This window comes from Roseicyclus salinarum (genome assembly GCF_029624655.1).
GTDB lineage: Bacteria > Pseudomonadota > Alphaproteobacteria > Rhodobacterales > Rhodobacteraceae > Roseibacterium > Roseibacterium salinarum.
Map to the genome: position 1 here is coordinate 26013 of NZ_JARRSA010000031.1, position 16548 is coordinate 42560.

Annotated in this window: 16 protein-coding genes; 9 read left to right on the plus strand and 7 right to left on the minus strand. The window is 71.2% G+C overall.

Annotation, left to right across the window (positions count from 1 at the left end):
- Positions 1 to 45: 45 nt before the first annotated feature.
- The 7 genes from P6F26_RS16460 to P6F26_RS16490 all read left to right on the plus strand — a co-directional run bounded on the left by P6F26_RS16460 (position 46) and on the right by P6F26_RS16490 (position 8287).
- The gene (locus tag P6F26_RS16460; RefSeq protein ID WP_278029795.1) at positions 46 to 1308 is read left to right on the plus strand and encodes a vWA domain-containing protein; all 1263 of its coding nucleotides are present in this window, start codon (positions 46 to 48) and stop codon (positions 1306 to 1308) included.
- Between the two features lie 116 nt (positions 1309 to 1424).
- Complete coding sequence (locus P6F26_RS16465; RefSeq protein ID WP_278029796.1) at positions 1425 to 2399, plus strand: XdhC family protein; 975 nt, start codon at positions 1425 to 1427, stop codon at positions 2397 to 2399.
- On the plus strand, positions 2396 to 3403 hold the full coding sequence (locus P6F26_RS16470; RefSeq protein WP_278029797.1) for a molybdopterin-binding protein: 1008 nt from the start codon (positions 2396 to 2398) through the stop codon (positions 3401 to 3403). Before P6F26_RS16465 ends, P6F26_RS16470 begins: the two co-directional genes overlap by 4 nt.
- A 78-nt stretch (positions 3404 to 3481) precedes the next feature.
- Positions 3482 to 4243 carry a dienelactone hydrolase family protein gene (locus tag P6F26_RS16475; protein ID WP_278029798.1) on the plus strand — a complete coding sequence of 254 codons (762 nt, stop codon included), beginning with the start codon at positions 3482 to 3484 and terminating at the stop codon, positions 4241 to 4243.
- A gap of 164 nt (positions 4244 to 4407) precedes the next feature.
- Positions 4408 to 4893, plus strand: coding sequence for a (2Fe-2S)-binding protein (locus tag P6F26_RS16480; protein WP_278029799.1), 486 nt, complete (start codon positions 4408 to 4410; stop codon positions 4891 to 4893).
- 128 nt (positions 4894 to 5021) lie between these two features.
- The gene (locus tag P6F26_RS16485) at positions 5022 to 7400 is read left to right on the plus strand and encodes a xanthine dehydrogenase family protein molybdopterin-binding subunit (RefSeq protein WP_278029800.1); all 2379 of its coding nucleotides are present in this window, start codon (positions 5022 to 5024) and stop codon (positions 7398 to 7400) included.
- Positions 7401 to 7495: 95 nt separating this feature from the next.
- Positions 7496 to 8287, plus strand: a complete 792-nt coding sequence (locus P6F26_RS16490; protein ID WP_278029801.1) for an FAD binding domain-containing protein — start codon at positions 7496 to 7498, stop codon at positions 8285 to 8287.
- Between the two features lie 448 nt (positions 8288 to 8735).
- Here P6F26_RS16490 and infC read toward each other — a convergent pair whose 3' ends face one another.
- The gene (gene infC / locus P6F26_RS16495) at positions 8736 to 9227 is read right to left on the minus strand and encodes a translation initiation factor IF-3 (protein WP_278029802.1); all 492 of its coding nucleotides are present in this window, start codon (positions 9225 to 9227) and stop codon (positions 8736 to 8738) included.
- A 228-nt stretch (positions 9228 to 9455) separates the two neighbouring features.
- On the opposite strand from infC, the gene P6F26_RS16500 reads away from it, so the two are divergent.
- Positions 9456 to 10070 (plus strand): hypothetical protein, encoded by a 615-nt coding sequence (locus P6F26_RS16500; RefSeq protein ID WP_278029803.1) that lies wholly within the window; start codon positions 9456 to 9458, stop codon positions 10068 to 10070.
- 13 nt (positions 10071 to 10083) lie between these two features.
- Here the strand turns inward: P6F26_RS16500 and P6F26_RS16505 are convergent, their stop codons facing one another.
- From P6F26_RS16505 to cysG, 6 genes are all read right to left on the minus strand, one after another.
- The gene (locus P6F26_RS16505; protein WP_278029804.1) at positions 10084 to 10944 is read right to left on the minus strand and encodes a ferredoxin--NADP reductase; all 861 of its coding nucleotides are present in this window, start codon (positions 10942 to 10944) and stop codon (positions 10084 to 10086) included.
- A gap of 70 nt (positions 10945 to 11014) precedes the next feature.
- Positions 11015 to 11455, minus strand: a complete 441-nt coding sequence (locus P6F26_RS16510) for a DUF934 domain-containing protein (RefSeq protein ID WP_430736759.1) — start codon at positions 11453 to 11455, stop codon at positions 11015 to 11017.
- A gap of 56 nt (positions 11456 to 11511) precedes the next feature.
- Positions 11512 to 12261, minus strand: a complete 750-nt coding sequence (locus P6F26_RS16515; RefSeq protein ID WP_278029805.1) for a phosphoadenylyl-sulfate reductase — start codon at positions 12259 to 12261, stop codon at positions 11512 to 11514.
- Positions 12251 to 13927, minus strand: a complete 1677-nt coding sequence (locus P6F26_RS16520) for a nitrite/sulfite reductase (RefSeq protein ID WP_278029806.1) — start codon at positions 13925 to 13927, stop codon at positions 12251 to 12253. The genes P6F26_RS16515 and P6F26_RS16520 overlap by 11 nt, the downstream gene beginning before the upstream one ends.
- 24 nt (positions 13928 to 13951) lie before the next feature.
- Positions 13952 to 14251 carry a DUF2849 domain-containing protein gene (locus tag P6F26_RS16525; RefSeq protein ID WP_278029807.1) on the minus strand — a complete coding sequence of 100 codons (300 nt, stop codon included), beginning with the start codon at positions 14249 to 14251 and terminating at the stop codon, positions 13952 to 13954.
- A 1-nt stretch (position 14252) separates the two neighbouring features.
- Complete coding sequence (gene cysG / locus P6F26_RS16530) at positions 14253 to 15647, minus strand: siroheme synthase CysG (RefSeq protein ID WP_278029808.1); 1395 nt, start codon at positions 15645 to 15647, stop codon at positions 14253 to 14255.
- Positions 15648 to 15791: 144 nt separating this feature from the next.
- Here cysG and P6F26_RS16535 point away from each other — a divergent pair, with 144 nt between their 5' ends.
- Positions 15792 to 16259, plus strand: a complete 468-nt coding sequence (locus P6F26_RS16535; RefSeq protein ID WP_278029809.1) for an Lrp/AsnC family transcriptional regulator — start codon at positions 15792 to 15794, stop codon at positions 16257 to 16259.
- The last annotated feature ends 289 nt before the right edge of the window (positions 16260 to 16548 follow it).

Here is a 16548-nt window from a genome sequence, read left to right on the forward strand (position 1 = left end):
CGGGCGCGCTGGCCAAGCGGGGCCGGCGCGCCTAGGTTCGGTCCGATGACCGAGCTTGCCCCCCTGGATCTGCCGGACAATCCCCGGCTCGTGCGCAACGTCGTGCATTTTGCCCGCGCGCTGCGCAAGGCGGGCCTGCCCGCCGGGCCCGGCCGCGTCGCCGACGCGATCCGCGCCGTGGAGGCGGCGGGCTTCACCGACCGGCGCGACTTCTTCTACGCGCTGCGCGCCTGCTTCACCTCGCGGCCCGAACACCGGCCGGTCTTTGCGCAGATCTTCCGCCTCTACTGGCGCGATCCGCGGTATCTCGAACACATGATGTCGCTCCTGCTGCCCTCCATGCAGGGCGTCTCCGAGGAGCGTCTCGCGCAGGCCGCCGAGCGGCGCGCGGCCGAGGCGCTGCTCGACGGGCGGGCGCCCGACCTGCCGGACATGCCCGACCCCGGCGGCGAAAGCGCCGAGATCGAGATCGACGCGAGCCTCACCATGAGCCGGGAGGAACGCCTCAAGACCCTCGATTTCGAGCAGATGACCCTTCAGGAGATGGCCGAGGCGCGGCGCGTGCTGGCGCGCATGTCGCTCGATCTCCGCCCGATCCCCAGCCGCCGCGCGATGGCCGCGCGCTCGGGGCGCGCGCCCGACTGGCCGCGCACCCTGCGCCGCTCGCTGCGGCAGGGCGGCGAGATCACGGGCTTCGAGATGAAAAGCCCGCGCCCCCGCTGGCCCGCGCTCGTCGCGCTCTGCGACATCTCGGGCTCGATGTCGTCCTATTCCCGCGCCGTCCTGCACTTCCTGCACGCCGTCGCCAACCGCCGCGACGGGGGCTGGTCGAAGGTGCACGCCTTCACCTTCGGCACGAGGCTGACCAACATCACCCGCCACCTCGACCGCCGCGACGTGGACGCGGCGCTCGCGGCCGCCGGCGCCGAGGCGCAGGACTGGGAGGGCGGCACCCGGATCGGCGCCTGCCTTGAGACCTTCAACCGCGACTGGGGTCGGCGGGTGCTGGGGCAGGGGGCGATCGTGCTACTCATCACCGACGGCCTCGACCGCGACGAGCCCGACCGCCTCGAGGCGGCGATGGAGCGCCTGCAGCTCTCCTGCCGCCGCCTCGTCTGGGTGAACCCGCTCCTGCGCTGGGACGGCTTCGCGCCGCGCGCGGCCGGCATCCGCGCCATGCTGCCCCATGTCGATTCGTTTCGCGCCGGCCACAACATCGCCGCGCTCGCGGGCCTCGCCGACGCGATAAGCCGGCCCGGCGACACCGGCGAGAAGACCCGCCTGATGCGCCAGCTCTCCGGTGCATGACGCCGCGTGTCCCTTCATCTTTCTCCAAATACGCCCCGCGCGCCCGGCCTGCAGGGCGCGACGAGAATCGGAGTTGCCTGTGCGAATGCCGGGCGTAGTGTCGGACCGGGAGGCACATGATGGCACCTGACCTCGAGAACATGCCCGAACGGGCGCTGGAGTGGCACCGCGCGGGCAAGGGCGCGGTCCTCGCCACCGTGGTGGAGACATGGGGCTCCGCGCCGCGTCCCGTCGGCAGCCAGCTCGCGATCTCGGGCGAGGGCGAGATGGCGGGCTCGGTCTCGGGCGGCTGCGTGGAAGGCGCGGTGGTGGTCGAGGCGATGGACGCCGTCGGCAGCGGCGCGGCGAAGATGCTGGAATTCGGCGTCTCCGACGACGAGGCCTTCGCCGTCGGCCTCGCCTGCGGCGGGCGCATCCGCGTCTGGCTGGAGCCTGTGGGCCGCGCGCTGCCCGAGGGCCTCTTGCAGGACCTGGTGTCGGCGCGCGCCGAGCGGCGGCCGGTCGCCTATGTCGTGGACACCGCGACGGGCGCGCGCCGCCTCGACCCGCGCGAGGCCTGGGACGCGCGCTTCCGCGCCGACCGCTCCGGCATGGAGGAGGACGGCGCGACCTTCGTGCACGTCCACAACCCGCCGCTGCGGATGATCGTCGTGGGCGCGGTGCATATCGCGCAGGCGCTTCTGCCGATGGCGCGGATGACCGGCTACGACGTCACCCTCGTCGATCCGCGCCCCGCCTTCGCCCAGGACACCCGCTTTCCGGGCGAGCGCGTGGTCGAGGACTGGCCGGACGATGCGCTCGACGCGCTCGGCATCGACGCGCGCACCGCCGTCGTGACGCTCACCCACGACCCCAAGCTCGACGATCCCGCGATCGGGCGCGCGCTGCGCTCGGAGGCGTTCTACCTCGGCTGCCTGGGCTCGACACGGACCCACGCCAAACGCGTGGCGCGCCTCGGCGAGGCAGGCTTCGCCGACGACGAGATCGCCCGCATCCACGCGCCCGTCGGCCTCGACATCGGCGCGCGGGGACCGGGCGAAATCGCGGTATCGATCATGGCCGAGATCACGCAGCGCCTCAGGCGGCCATGAAGTTCGGGCCGGTCCCCGTGGCGAAGGCCGAGGGCGGGCTTCTCGCCTATTCGCTGCAGCTTCCGGGCGGCAGGCTCGGCAAGGGGCGCGTCCTGCGGCGCGAGGATCTGCTGGCGCTCGCCGAGGCGGGCATCGCCGAGGTCACTGTCGCGACCCTCGATCCGGGCGACGTGGACGAGAACGCGGCCGCCCGGCGTCTGGCCGAAGCGCTGGTGGGGGACCCGGCGGCGGCGGGGCTGCAGCTCGACGCGGCCTTCACCGGGCGGGTCAACATCCGCGCCACCGGTCCCGGCATCGTCGCGCTCGACGCGGAGGCGATCCACCGCCTCAACGCGGTCGATCCGATGATCACGCTGGCGACGGTGCCGCCATGGCAGCGCGTCGCCGACGGCACGATGGTCGGCACGGTCAAGATCATCTCCTACGCCGTGGCCGCGGCGCATCTCGACGCGGCCTGCCGCGCCGGCGCGGGCGCGCTCCGTCGCCTGCCGCCCGTGCTGCGCGACGCGGACCTGATCGTGACCCGGGTGTCCGGCGCGCCCGCGCGGCGCGACGAGAAGGGGATCGCGGCCGTGGCGGGCCGGCTCGAGGCGCTGGGGATGGCGCTTGCGGGCGTGGAGACGGTCGAACACGAGGCGGGCGCGGTCGCGGCGGCGCTGGGTCGGGCGACGGCGGGGCTGTCGCTCATCCTGACGGGTTCGGCCACGTCCGATGCCGGGGACGTGGCGCCCTCGGGCCTCGTGCGGGCGGGGGGGCGGCTGATCCGCTTCGGGATGCCGGTCGATCCGGGCAACCTGCTGTTTCTGGGCGAGATCGGCGCGCGCCCGGTCATCGGCCTGCCGGGATGCGCGCGTTCGCCCGCGCTCAACGGGGCGGACTGGGTGCTGGAGCGGGTGGCCTGCGGCGTGCCGGTGACCTCGACGGACATCGCGGCGATGGGCGTGGGCGGCCTTCTGAAGGAAATTCCGACGCGGCCCCAGCCGCGCGACGGGCCGCGGCGCTGAGGGCGCGGCGGCTTGACGCACTCCGCGCCGCCCTATGTCGTGGTGCATGGCCCCCCTGAACAGGAAACGGAGATCCCCATGCACGCCAGATCCCTGATCGCCGCCACGGCCCTCGCCGTCGCCATCGCGCCGCTGCCCCTCGTGGCGGAGGTGACCGGGCAATACGTCACCTACACCGTGAACGGCACCGAGTTCGAAGGCTACGTCGCCACCGACACCGCGCGCGAGCCGATGGGCACCGTCCTGATCGTGCACGACTGGGACGGCATGACCGAGTACGAGGAAAGCCGCGCGCGGATGCTGGCCGAGGCGGGCTACACGGCCTTCGCCATCGACGTCTACGGCGCCGACACCGACCCGCAGGGCTTCGAGGAGTACCGCGCCCTGTCGGGCGAGCTCTATGCCGACCGCGCGCTGTTCCGCGAACGGCTGATGGGCTCGATCGCGGCCGCCGCGGACATTCCCGGCGCGACCGGCAACATGGTGATGATCGGCTACTGCTTCGGCGGCGCGGCGGTGCTGGAGGCGGCGCGCGCGGGCGCCGCGCTCGACGGGTTCGTCAGCTTCCACGGCGGCCTGCCCACGCCCGAGGGACAGGACTGGTCGATGGCGACGGGCGCGCCGGTCATGTTCTTCCACGGCTCCGCGGACCCGGTGTCGGGCATTGCCGATCTGGCGGCGGTGATGGACGAGCTGGTCGAAGCCGGCATCCCGCACGACGCGCGCATCTACGGCGGCGCGCGGCATTCCTTCACGGTGCCGGGCTCCGACGACTACGTCGAGGCGGCGGCCATCGACAGTTTCGCAGGCCTTCTGGAATTCCTCGCCGAGGAGATCTGAGAGCGGTCCCGCGACCTGATCCGCGGCCGGCGCCCGCCGGCTGCGGGCGCATGCGACCGAGGAGAAGGCCCATTGCGGAACACTTCCACGCGAGGGGGCGAAAACCCCTTTTCGGGGTCCGGCGAAGGGTGCATGATCCCGGTGATGACCAAGGGAGGCATTGTATGACCGAGGTAGCGATGTCGGTGAACGGGAAACCCGTCTCCGGCGATGTGGAGGGGCGGACCCTCCTTTCGGAATTTCTGCGGCAGGGCCTGCGGCTCACGGGCACGCATGTCGGCTGCGACACCAGCCAGTGCGGCGCCTGCGTGGTGCACATGGACGGCGAGCCGGTGAAGGCCTGCACTGTGCTGGCGCTCGACGCCGCCGGGGCGGAGATCGTCACGATCGAGGGCGTGGCCGCCCCCGACGGCACGCTTTCGGCCGTGCAGCAGGCATTTCAGGACCATCACGGCCTGCAATGCGGCTTCTGCACGCCGGGCATGGTGATGTCGGCGACCGCGCTCCTGAAGGAGAACCCGCGGCCCAACGAGGCCGAGATCCGCGAATACCTCGAGGGCAACATCTGCCGCTGCACGGGCTACCACAACATCGTCAAGGCGGTGATGGCGGCTTCGGGGCAGGACGTCTCCGCGGTCGCGGCCGAATAGGCGGATTGCCCGGCTTCCGGCCGGGAGACGCGTATTTTCGGAAAGATGAAGGGGGCGGGGAGGCCCCATGAACCCCGGTGGCCCCCTATGGTGGCGGGCCTGGGGGCGATATCACAGGGAGGAAGTCCATGCCCAAGGATCATGGAATAGGCGCGAGATCCAAGCGCCGCGAGGACGTGCGTTTCCTGACGGGACGCGGCCAGTACACCGACGACATGGCGATGCAGGGGCAGCTTCATGCCGTCATGGTCCGCTCGACGGTCGCGCACGGGAAGATCGTGTCGATCGACACGTCCAAGGCGCTTTCGATGCCGGGCGTGCAGGCGGTGTTCACCGGAGAGGACTTCGCCGAGGTGGGCGGCAACCCCGCCGGCTGGCTCATCCATTCGCGCGACGGCGAACCGATGCGCGAGCCCAAGCGCCCGGTGCTCGCCCATGGCAAGGTGCGCCACGTCGGCGACGCCTATGCCGCGGTGGTCGCCGAGACCTACGCGCAGGCGAGGGACGCCGCGGAGGCGGTCGCGGCCGGCACCGAGATCGAGGAGCTTGCGGCCGTCGTCGACATGGCGGCGGCGGTCGCGGACGCGGACAACCGGGTGCATGACGAGATCCCCGACAACGTCTGCTTCGACTGGGGCTGGATCGAGGACAACCGCGACGCCGTGGACCAGGCGCTGAAGGACGCGCCGCACGTCACGACGCTGGAGCTGGTGAACAACCGCCTTGTCCCGAACGCTCTGGAGCCGCGCGCCTCGATCGGCGAGTACAACCCCGGAACGGGCGACTACAAGCTGACCACGACGAGCCAGAACCCGCACCTGACCAAGCTGCTGGTCTGCGCCTTCGTTCTTGGCATCCCCGAGCACAAGCTGACGGTGGTGGCGCCCGACGTGGGCGGGGGCTTCGGCTCGAAGATCTACCACTACGGCGAGGAGGCGCTGGTGCTCGCGGCGGCGCGCAAGCTGGGCCGCCCGGTGCGCTGGACGGCGGAGCGGACCGAGAGTTTCCTCAGCGACGCGCATGGCCGCGACCACGTCACCACGATCGAGATCGGGGCGACGAAGGAGGGCGAGATCCTCGCCATCCGCACCAGCACGCTGGCCAATGTCGGCGCCTACCTGTCGAACTTCTCGACGGCGACGCCGACCTTCCTGCACGGCACGCTGATGGCCGGTCCCTACAAGGTGCCGCATGTCTACGTGAACCTGAAGGCGGTCTTCACCAATACCGCTCCGGTCGACGCCTACCGCGGCGCCGGGCGGCCGGAGGCCACCTATTCGATCGAGCGGGCCGTGGACAAGATGGCGCGCGAGCTGGGTCTCGACCCCGTGGAGGTGCGGCGCAGGAACCTGCTGACGCCCGACCAGTTTCCCTACACCACGCCGGTGGGGCTGGTCTACGACACCGGCAACTACCAGGCGACGCTGGACCGCGCGCTGGAGATGGCGGACGTCTCGGGCTTCGAGGCGCGGGTGGCCGAGAGCGCGGCGCGCGGCAAGCTGAGGGGCATGGGCCTGTCGACATGGATAGAGGCCTGCGGGATTGCGCCGTCGCACCTCGTGGGGCAGCTGGGATCGCGCGTGGGCCTCTATGACGCGGCCACCGTCCGGGTCAGCGCGACCGGCACGATCCAGGTGATGACGGGGGCGCATTCCCACGGGCAGGGCCACGAGACGGTGTTCGCGCAGGTGGTGGCCGAGAAGCTTGGCATCCCCGAGGACAGCGTCGAGATCGTGCATGGCGACACCTCGAAGATCCCCTTCGGCATGGGCTCCTACGGGTCGCGGTCGCTGGCCGTCTGCGGCTCGGCGATGGACCGCGCGCTCGACAAGATCATCGAGAAGGGCAAGAAGATCGCCGCGCACATGCTGGAAGCTTCGGAAGGAGACATCGCCTTCGAGAACGGCAGCTTCGCGGTGGCCGGGACCGACCGGGCCAAGACCTTCGGCGAGATCGCCTTCTCGGCTTACGTCCCGCACAACTACCCGCTCGAGACGCTCGAGCCGGGACTGGAGGAGACGGCGTTCTACGATCCCAACAACTTCACCTATCCCGCCGGGGCCTATCTCTGCGAGGTGGAGGTCGATCCCGAGACGGGGCGCGTGGAGGTCATGTCCTTCACCTGCGCCGACGACTTCGGCAACGTGATGAACCCGATGGTCGTGGAAGGCCAGGTTCATGGCGGGGTCGCGCAGGGCATCGGACAGGCCTTGATCGAGCACACGGTCTACGACGAGAACGGCCAGCTTCTGACGGCGTCCTACATGGACTACACGATGCCGCGAGCGGCGGACCTGCCCTTCGTGGATGTGGACCATTCCTGCGCGACGCCCTGCACGCACAACCCGCTGGGCGTGAAGGGCTGCGGCGAGGCCGGGGCCATCGGCTCGCCGCCGGCGGTGGTCAACGCGGTCATCGACGCCCTGCACAGGGGCGGCATGACCCATGTCGCGCATATCGACATGCCGCTGACGCCGTCGCGCGTCTGGGCCGCGATGCAGGGATGAACCGCGCCGACCCGGCGCCGCCGCTGGAGGCCGGCGCCGGGATCGCGTATTTCGGGAAAGATGAAGGGCGAGGTCCCTTCGAGGAGACAGAGACCATGTACGACTTCGAGTTTTCCAAACCCTCAACGATCGCCGAGGCGGTGGCAGCGCTCGGCCACGAGGGCGCGCAGGCGCTTGGCGGCGGGCAGACGCTTCTGCCGACGATGAAGCAGCGCCTCGCCGCGCCCGAGACGCTGGTGAGCCTGACGGGCATCCCCGAGATGAAGGGCGTGTGCCTGTCCGACGCGGGCGAGGTCTGCATCGGCGGCGGCACGTCCCATGCGCGGGTTGCGGCGGAGGCGGCGGCGCATTACCCCGCGCTCGCCTCGATGGCCGGCCGCATCGGCGACCCCGCGGTGCGCAACCGCGGCACGATCGGCGGATCGCTGGCCAACAACGACCCCTCGGCGTGCTATCCGGCCGCCGTCCTTGGATCCGGCGCGACCGTCAGGACCAACACGCGCGACATCGCGGCAGACGACTTCTTCGACGGCATGTTCACGACCGCGCTCGAGGAGGGCGAGATCATAACCGAGGTGCGTTTCCCGGTGCCGGAAAAGGCGAGCTACCAGAAGTTCATCCAGCCGGCCTCGCGCTTCGCGCTGGTGGGCGTCTTCGTCGCGAAGTTCGCGGATGGGGTGCGCGTGGCCGTGACGGGCGCGTCCTCGGATGGCGTGTTCCGCTGGACGGAAGCCGAGGAGGCGCTGAACGGGTCCTTCTCGGCGGACGCGCTTGCGGACGTGGCGCCGCCGTCCGGCGACATGATCTCCGACCTCCACGGGTCGGGCGCGTACCGCGCGCACCTCGTGAAGGTGATGACCGGCCGGGCGGTCGCCGCGGCGAGCTGAGGGCTGGCGCGGGGCGGGCGGGGCGCGTTCAGGCGCGGCCCGCCGCCCCGCAGCGGATACGGTTGTCCGACGCCACGGATGTGGCCAGTTTCGCTGCGGCGGCGGCGAGCGCTCGATCGGCCTTCTCTGCGTCCACTGGCGATATCCTGTCCTGAGCCGAGGTCGATGCGGCGCGCAGGAGGCCCTGCAGGTCCGGGAGCACGCGCGCCGCCACGACCTTGCAGGGCGGAGCGGGGACGCGCGGGGACGATCTTGGCCCGAGGCTGGCCCCGCGGGAGAAGGGCCGCGCCGGTGCGGCACGCGGACAGCACCGTGCCGGTCGCGGGATGCGGGGGGCACCGGCACGCCGAACCCCACGCCGAACCCATCGGCGCGACGCGCCTCCCGGCACGAAAAAAGGCGCGCCGCCAGGGCGCGCCTCGGTTCGTCGGGCAATGGCTTTCGTGGTCTACCGGGCAGGGCCGATCATCATGACCATCTGACGGCCTTCCATCTTGGGCATGTTCTCGACCTTGCCGAGACCCTCGACGTCGCTCGCCACACGCTCCAGAAGCTCGCGGCCGAGGTTCTGGTGCGCCATCTCGCGGCCGCGGAAGCGCAGGGTGACCTTCACCTTGTCGCCGGCTTCGAGGAAGCGGGTGACGTTGCGCATCTTGACCTCGTAGTCGTGGACGTCGGTGTTCGGGCGGAACTTGACCTCCTTGACCTCGATCGTCTTCTGCTTCTTGCGCGCCTCGGCCTCGCGTTTCTGCGTCTCGTACTTGAACTTGCCGAAGTCCATGATCTTGCACACCGGCGGTTCGGCGTTCGGCGAGATCTCGACGAGATCGAGGCCTGCCTCGACGGCGAGATCCATCGCCTTGGCGGGATGCACGACACCGAGGTTCTCGCCCTCCGGTCCGATCAGCCGGATCTCCGGGGCGCGGATGCGGTCGTTCACGCGTGGGCCGGTGTCGCGGGTCGGCGGCGCGTTGTGAGGTCTGCGGGCTATGGGGTTCGTCCTTCTGTAGCCTGGGATCTGAGCGCGCAAGGTATCTTCAACACCCCTGTCTTTCAAGGCGATTTGGTGGCGTCAGGAAAGGAAACGCCGCCCCCGCACGCAAGGCGTTGCCCCGGTCGCGCGGCTTCGTGTAGCGCTGGACCTGCCGGAAGGGAGGCGGATGCCGGAATGACTCGTTCGCTCATCGTGGCCGTGATCCTCGCGTCGCTGGCGCTCGGCGGGTATTTCCTCGCCGTCGCTGCGCCGGGCGGGCCTGCGGGCGAAGGCGGCGGCGCGGCCTTGCGATCGGAGGCGGAGGGCGGCAGGACGGGGGCCGGCGGGACGGGGGCCACCGAGGTGGGCGACCCGACCGAGGCCGCGGACGCGGCCGCTGGTCCAGATGCAGGAGGCGCCGGGGTGCCGCAGGACACAGGCGCGACGGAGCCCCCCGGCGCAGCTCCGGCCGTCGGTGCCGGGACCCCCGAGAGCACGGCTGCCGCGCAGGCCACCGAAGCCGGTCCTGGGGGGCCGACGACCGGCGAGGGCGTGACCCCACCGCGAACGTCCGCCGACCCCGCGGAAGCCCCGGAGCGAATGGACGCCCCCGAGGTCGCGCAGGACGCGCTCGGTGTCTTCGGCGTCGAGGGTTTCGACCATGACGCGGCGCTCGCGGCGATCGAGGCCTCGACCCTCTCGGAGCTGGGAAAGCGCGCGGCGCGCGCGGCTCTGGAGCGGGCGCGCGACCTGCCGGAAGCGCGCGAGGCCGCCCTCGCGCGGGTGCGTCGCCTCCTGCGCGTCGAATGAGCGCCGGCCGGATCTAGTCGAGGAACGCCTTTTCCACGACGTATTCGGCGGGCCTCGAATTGGCGCCCTCGCGCAGGCCGTAGTCGTCCAGCATGTCCTTCAACTCGAGGTTGAAGGCGAGGTTGCCGCAGATCATCGCACGGTCCGTCTCCGGCGACAGCGGTGGCACGCCGAGATCGGCATAGACCTCGCCCGACCGCATCAGGTCGGTGATCCGCCCCATCTTTGCGCTCTCTTCCCGCGTCGTCGTGGGATAGTAGCGCAGCTTGTCGGCGAAGCCCTCGCCGATCAGCTCCTCCAGCAGCTCGTCGCCCCGGATGCTCTCGATCAGCTCGGCGCCGTAGGTCAGCTCGCCCGCCTCGCGGCAGGTATGGGTCAGGATCACCTCGTCGTAGTCCGCATAGGTCTGCGGATCGCGCAGGAGCGATGCGAAGGGCGCAATGCCGGTGCCCGTTGCAAAGAACCAGATCCGCCGGCCGGGAATGAGCGCGTCATGCACCAGCGTGCCCACGGGCTTGGGGCGCAGGATCACCTGGTCGCCTGGCCTGATGTGCTGCAGCTTCGAGGTCAGCGGGCCGTCCGGCACCTTGATCGAATAGAATTCCAGCTCGTCGTCCCACGACGGCGAGGCGATGGAATAGGCCCGCAGAAGGGGCTTCTGCCGGCCCGTCGCGGGATCGGGGTCGCCCATCAGCCCGATCATCACGAACTCGCCCGACCGGAAGCGCAGGCTCGCGGGGCGCGTGCAGCGGAACCGGAACAGACGGTCGGTATAATGCTGCACGTCCGTCACGGTCTGCGCGTCGGGGAGGGCGGGCGTGGCCTTCACGGGCGTGGCGTCGGTGTCTTTCACGGGTCTTTTGTGCTCGGTCATGCTGCTGTCGTGCGGAACCTGCCCGCCTCCTCGTCTCTAAGCCTTGATCTGGATCAGTGGAACCCCCGGTTCAACCGCGCGGTGTCAACCTGCCGCGATCGGACCCGTGCTTCCCCGGCGCACCGGGCCGCCCCCCGAGCCGTGCGCGGTAGTCGCCCTCGCGCCAGTCGGCCCGCGCGCGCCATTGCGCCTCGTCCTGCCGCGCCGCGAGGACGGCGCCGATCTCCACCTCGTCGAAGCCCGCGCGCCGCGCCATGGCATACTGGTCGGCCAGCACGTGGCCGCAGGCGCGCAGCCGCCCCGCATAGCCCATCGCCCGCAGCCTGCGCGCCACCGTGAAGCCGCGCCCGTCGGCGAAGCTGCCGAAGGCCACGCGGATCAGGCCGATCCCCTCTAGACGCCCGGCCAGCGCCGCCACGTCGTCGTCAGGTGCCACGTCCAGCGCGCGCGCGCCGCGCATGTCGTCGGCCACGAAGCCCTCGTCGCGCACGATCACCCGTTCGTCCCGCATCTCGTCCCGTCCTTCATCTTTCCGAAAAATACGCAAGGTCCCGCGGCCGCTCCACCTCAGGACGCCCGCCGTTGCGCGCCTCGCACCGCCACGCCATCCACGAAGTGGATGCCGCATTCCTCCTTGCCGAGGCCCCGCCAGCGTCCCGCCCGAGGGTCCTCGCCGGGCGCCACCGGCGAGGTGCAGGGCGCGCAGCCGATCGAGGCGTAGCCCCGCGCCACCAGCGGATGACGGGGAAGGGCGTGGGCTTCCATGTAGGCCCGCACATCCTCGCGCGACCAGCGCGCGAGGGGGTTGACCTTGATGCGGCCCGTGCCCGCCTCGGCCTCCACCCTCTCCAGGTGCGCGCGCCCCGCCCCCTGGAACCGCTTGCGGCCGGTGATCCATGCGTCGAAGGGCGCCAGCGCGCGGGTCAGCGGTTCGGTCTTGCGCAGCGCGCAGCACGCGTCCGCGTCGCGGCCGTGGAGCGTCCCGTCGGGGTCGGCCTGCCCGAGCGCGTCCGGCGCGGGCCGGATGAGGCGCAGGTCGCTCAGGCCCAGCCGCTCTGCCACCTCGCGCTGGTAGGCCAGCGTCTCGGGAAACAGCATACCCGTTTCCACGAACAGCACCGGGACAGAGGGGTCGATCCGGGCCGCCATGTGCAGAAGCACCACCGCCTCCGCCCCGAAGGACGACACCAGCGCGGCGCGCCCCGCGGCCCCGTCGAGGACCCGTTCCAGAAGATCGCGCGTCGACAGCCCGTCGGTCTCGGCGTTCAGCCGCGCCGCGCGCTGCGCGGGGGCGGGAAGGATCGCGTCATGCCGCATCGGCCCGCCCCTTTTCCGGCTCGTAGAGGGCGGCGCGGAAGGGCTCCGCCCCCACGCGGCGATAGGCCTCGAGGAAGGTCTCCCGTGGATCCCGCCTCAGGCCGAGGTAGGCGCGCAGGATGCGCTCGATCGCCGGCACGATCTCGTCGTAGGCGAAGCCCGGCCCCGTGCGCTCGCCCAGCGCCGCGTCCGGCCCGCCGTCGCCGCCAAGCGTGATCTGGTAGGTCTCGACGCCCGCCCGGTCGAGGCCGAGGATGCCGATATGCCCGACATGGTGATGCCCGCAGGCGTTGATGCAGCCCGAGATCTTGATCTTCAGCGGCCCGATCTCGTGCTCGAGCTTCATCGCCTCGAAATGGGTCGCGATGCCCTGCGCGACGGGGATGGAGCGGGCCGTCGCCAGCGCGCAGTAGTCCATGCCGGGGCAGGCGATGATGTCCGAGACGAGGCCGACGTTGGCGGTCGCGAGGCCCGCCTCGCGAAGCCGCGCGAAGATCGCCGCGAGGTGGCGGCGCGGAACATGCGGCAGGATCACGTTCTGCTCGTGGGAGATGCGCAGCTCGTCATGGGCGAAGGTCTCGGCGATGTCGGCCAGCGCCCGCATCTGGTTGGACGTGGCGTCGCCAGGCGTCTGGCCATGCGCCTTGAGCGAGACGGTGACGATGACGTAGCCCGGCGCGCGGTGCGGATGCACGTTCGTGTCGAGAAACGAGCGAAGGGCCGGGTCGTCGCCGCGCGCCGGGTCTTTCTCCGGCGCGCCGGAGGCCGGCGCCTCGAAGGCGGGAGGCGCGAAATCTTGCGCGATCCGTCCTAGGGCCTCCATCGCCGTCCCGTCGAACATCGCGCGGCGCACCGCGAATTCGGCGTCGACGCGGGCGCGGAACTCCTCGAGGCCGGTCTCGTGGAGCGTGATCTTGATCCGCGCCTTGTACTTGTTGTCCCGCCGCCCCGCGAGGTTGTAGACCGCCACGACCGCCTCGAGATACGGCAGGAGGTCGGGCAGGGCCACGAAATCGGCCAGCACCCGGCCGATCATCGGCGTCCGCCCCAGGCCGCCGCCCGCCAGCACCACTGCCCCGAGCTCTCCGTCCCGGCGCACCAGCCGCAGGCCGATGTCGTGGGCCGCCGTCACCGCGCGGTCCTCGGGGCTGCCGGTCACGGCGATCTTGAACTTGCGGGGCAGGAACTGGAATTCGGGATGGTCGCTCGACCATTGCCGGATCAGCTCGGCCACGGGCCTCGGGTCCGCGACCTCGTCGGCGGCCGCCCCGGCGAAGTGGTCGGCGGTGACGTTGCGGATGGTGTTTCCGCTGGTCTGGATGGCGTGCATGTTCACGTCCGCCAGCGCGTCCAGCATGTCGGGCACGTCGCGCAGCTTCGGCCAGTTGAACTGGATGTTCTGCCGCGTCGTGAAGTGGCCGTAGGCCCGGTCCCAGCGCTCCGCGATCATGGCGAGCTGGCGCATCTGCCGCGCGTCGAGCGTGCCGTAGGGGATCGCGACGCGCAGCATGTAGGCGTGCAGCTGCAGATAGAGGCCGTTCATCAGGCGCAGGGGCTTGAACTCGTCCTCGGTCAGCGCGCCCTCGATCCGGCGCTCGACCTGGGCGCGGAACTGGGACACGCGGGCGCGCACGAAGGTTTCGTCGAACTCGGTGTAGCGATACATGCTCTGTCCTCCTTGCCGCGGCTCTCAGGCCGTTTCCTGCTTGCCGTGCGCGTGGTTCGAGGGGCCGGTCGCGCGGAACGCCTCACGCCGCTCGACGGGCCGTGGCCCCTTCGCGCCGGGGCTGGCATCGGCGAGGTAGGGGCCGACGACCTCGTGCCCGCGCGCCTCGGCATCCAGCAGGTAAAGCTCGGCCGTCGCCTCGTCCTCGATCAGGAGCGCCTCGTGATGGTGCCGTGTCCATTGGCCGTTCGCGGCGAGCCAGACCGCGTCGCCCTCCAGAAGGGCGTTGCCGGTCAGGACCTTTGGGGTGAAGGGGCGGGGCATGTCAGGCGAACTCCTGCGTCAGGGTGCGGGCGGCTTGCTCGGCGGCGCGGGGCGCGAGGCCGAGAAGAAGGATCACGGGGCCCTCGGGGGCGGCCGCCTCGAGGTCGGCGGGAAGCCGGCCGAGGGTCGAGGCGATCACGCGCGCATCTTCGCGGCTGGCGTTCTCGACGGCGGTTACGGGCGTTTCCGGGTCTGCGCCGTGCATCATCATGCGGCCCTGCAAGAAACGCGCGCCGCGCAGGCCCATGTAGATCGCCGCCACCGCGCCGGGCCGCGCGAGCGTGCGCCAGTCGTGCTCGGCGAAGCCCTTGACGTCATGACCCGTCAGCAGCCGCAGCGACGAGTTGCGGTCGCGCCGCGTCAGGCTCTGGCCGATCTGCGCCGCCGCCGCGGAGGCCGCGGTCACGCCGGGGCAGATCGTCCAGGCGATCCCCGCCGCGTCGAGCGCCGCGATCTCCTCGTCGAGCCGTCCGTAGACGCCGGGATCGCCCGATTTCAGGCGGACGACATGCGCGCCCCCGGCTGCGTGGTGCACGATCAGGCGGTTGATCTCGTCTTGCGGCATCGCGCGGCCGAAGCCCTTCTTGCCTGCGTCGATCACGATCGCCTCGCGGCGGGCGAGTTCGAGGATCGGCGCGGGCACGAGGCGGTCGTGGATCACCACGTCGGCCGCGTCGATCAGCTTGCGCGCGCGCAGCGTCAGAAGCTCCGGGTCGCCCGGTCCCGCGCCGACGAGGTCCACACGGCCCGCCCCCGGCGCGCGCGACAGGTGGCGCGACAGAAGCGCGTCGAATGCTGCGGGCAGGCCGTCCTGGCCCGCCTCCGCCAGCGCGCGCGGCCCCGCGTCGAAGTAGTAGTCGCCCCAGAATTCGCGGCGCGCGCGGCCCATGGGAAGCGCCTCTGCCGCGCGGCGGAAGCCCTTGCCGATCCGCGCGAGGATGCCGAGGCCCGCGGGCAGGCGCGCCTCGAGGTCGGCCTTGATGGCGCGCGCCAGGACCGGCGCGGCGCCTTCGGTCCCGATTGCGACGGTGACGGGATCGCGGTCCACGATCGCGGGCGTGATGAACTGGCTTGCCTGAAGGTTGTCGACGGAATTGCACAGCGCCCCGTCCGCCCGCGCGAGGCGCAGGACGCGGGCGTCCTCGCCGTCGTCGTCGTTGGCGGCGTAGAACAGCGCGGCGCACAGCGCGTCGCCGGGGTCCAGCGCGCGCTCCACGAGGCGCAGCCGTCCTTCGCGCGCGAGGCTGCGGACGCCGTCCTCGGGCGCCTCGGCGAAGACCGTGACGCGCGCCTCGGTCTTGAGGAGGAGCCTGAGCTTCGCCAGCGCCGCCTCGCCGCCGCCGGAGACGACGACGCGGCGGCCGGCGAGGTCGAGGAAGATCGGGAAGTGGCGCATGGGTCGCGGAACTCCGGTGTGGAAGACTGACCGTAATCTAGAACAATTTCCCAAGGTGCGGCAGATATCGCTTGCCGAAAGGGACGCTTGTTCCGTAAAGCGTCGGGAAAGCGAACCCCGTCCCAGCCAGAGGAGCCCCGCAAGATGTCCGTCCAGATCGACGCCCTAGACCGGAAGATCCTCGCGGCCCTGCAGGAGGATGCGAGCCGCTCGCTGGAGGAGATCGCGCGTCACGTCGGCTCGTCCAAGACGCCGGTCTGGACGCGGATTCGCAAGCTGAAGGAGGCGGGCGTGATCGGACGGCAGACGGTGCTGCTCGACGCCGAGGCGCTGGGGCTGGAGGCCTGCTTCTTCGTGCTGATCCGCACTTCCGAGCACGAGGCGGAGTGGCAGGAGCGGTTCCTCAGGACGCTGAAGGCGCGTCCCGAGGTGATGGAGGCCCACCGCCTCGCGGGCGATATCGACTACATCCTGAAGGTCCGCGTCCCCAACGCGCGCGCCTACGACACGTTCTACCAGGCGATGATCTCGGTGGTGAAGATCCACACGGTGACGGCGCTTCTGTCGATGGAAGAGATCAAGTCGACGCCGCTTCTTCCGCTGGATTTCTGAGGGGTCGGGCGCGGCTGGGCGGCGCACGTGCGGCACGGGATGTCCGCCGTCCTGTCGCGCGGCCTGCCGATGGGGCCCGGTGCGACCCGCTTGGCGCGCGCGAAGGCACTCACCCCGGAAGACCCCGCGGGTCGCAGGCGTCCCCCGGCCCTCGGCAGGCCGCCGCGGGCCTCTCCGCGACGGGGTCGGCCGCTGTCGGATGGTCGTTCGCTGCTCATCCGCCAGCCCGCGCCAGGTAAATGCGCAAAACCCTCCGCCGCGTCCCCGTTTCGCGGGTCACCCCCCCCCC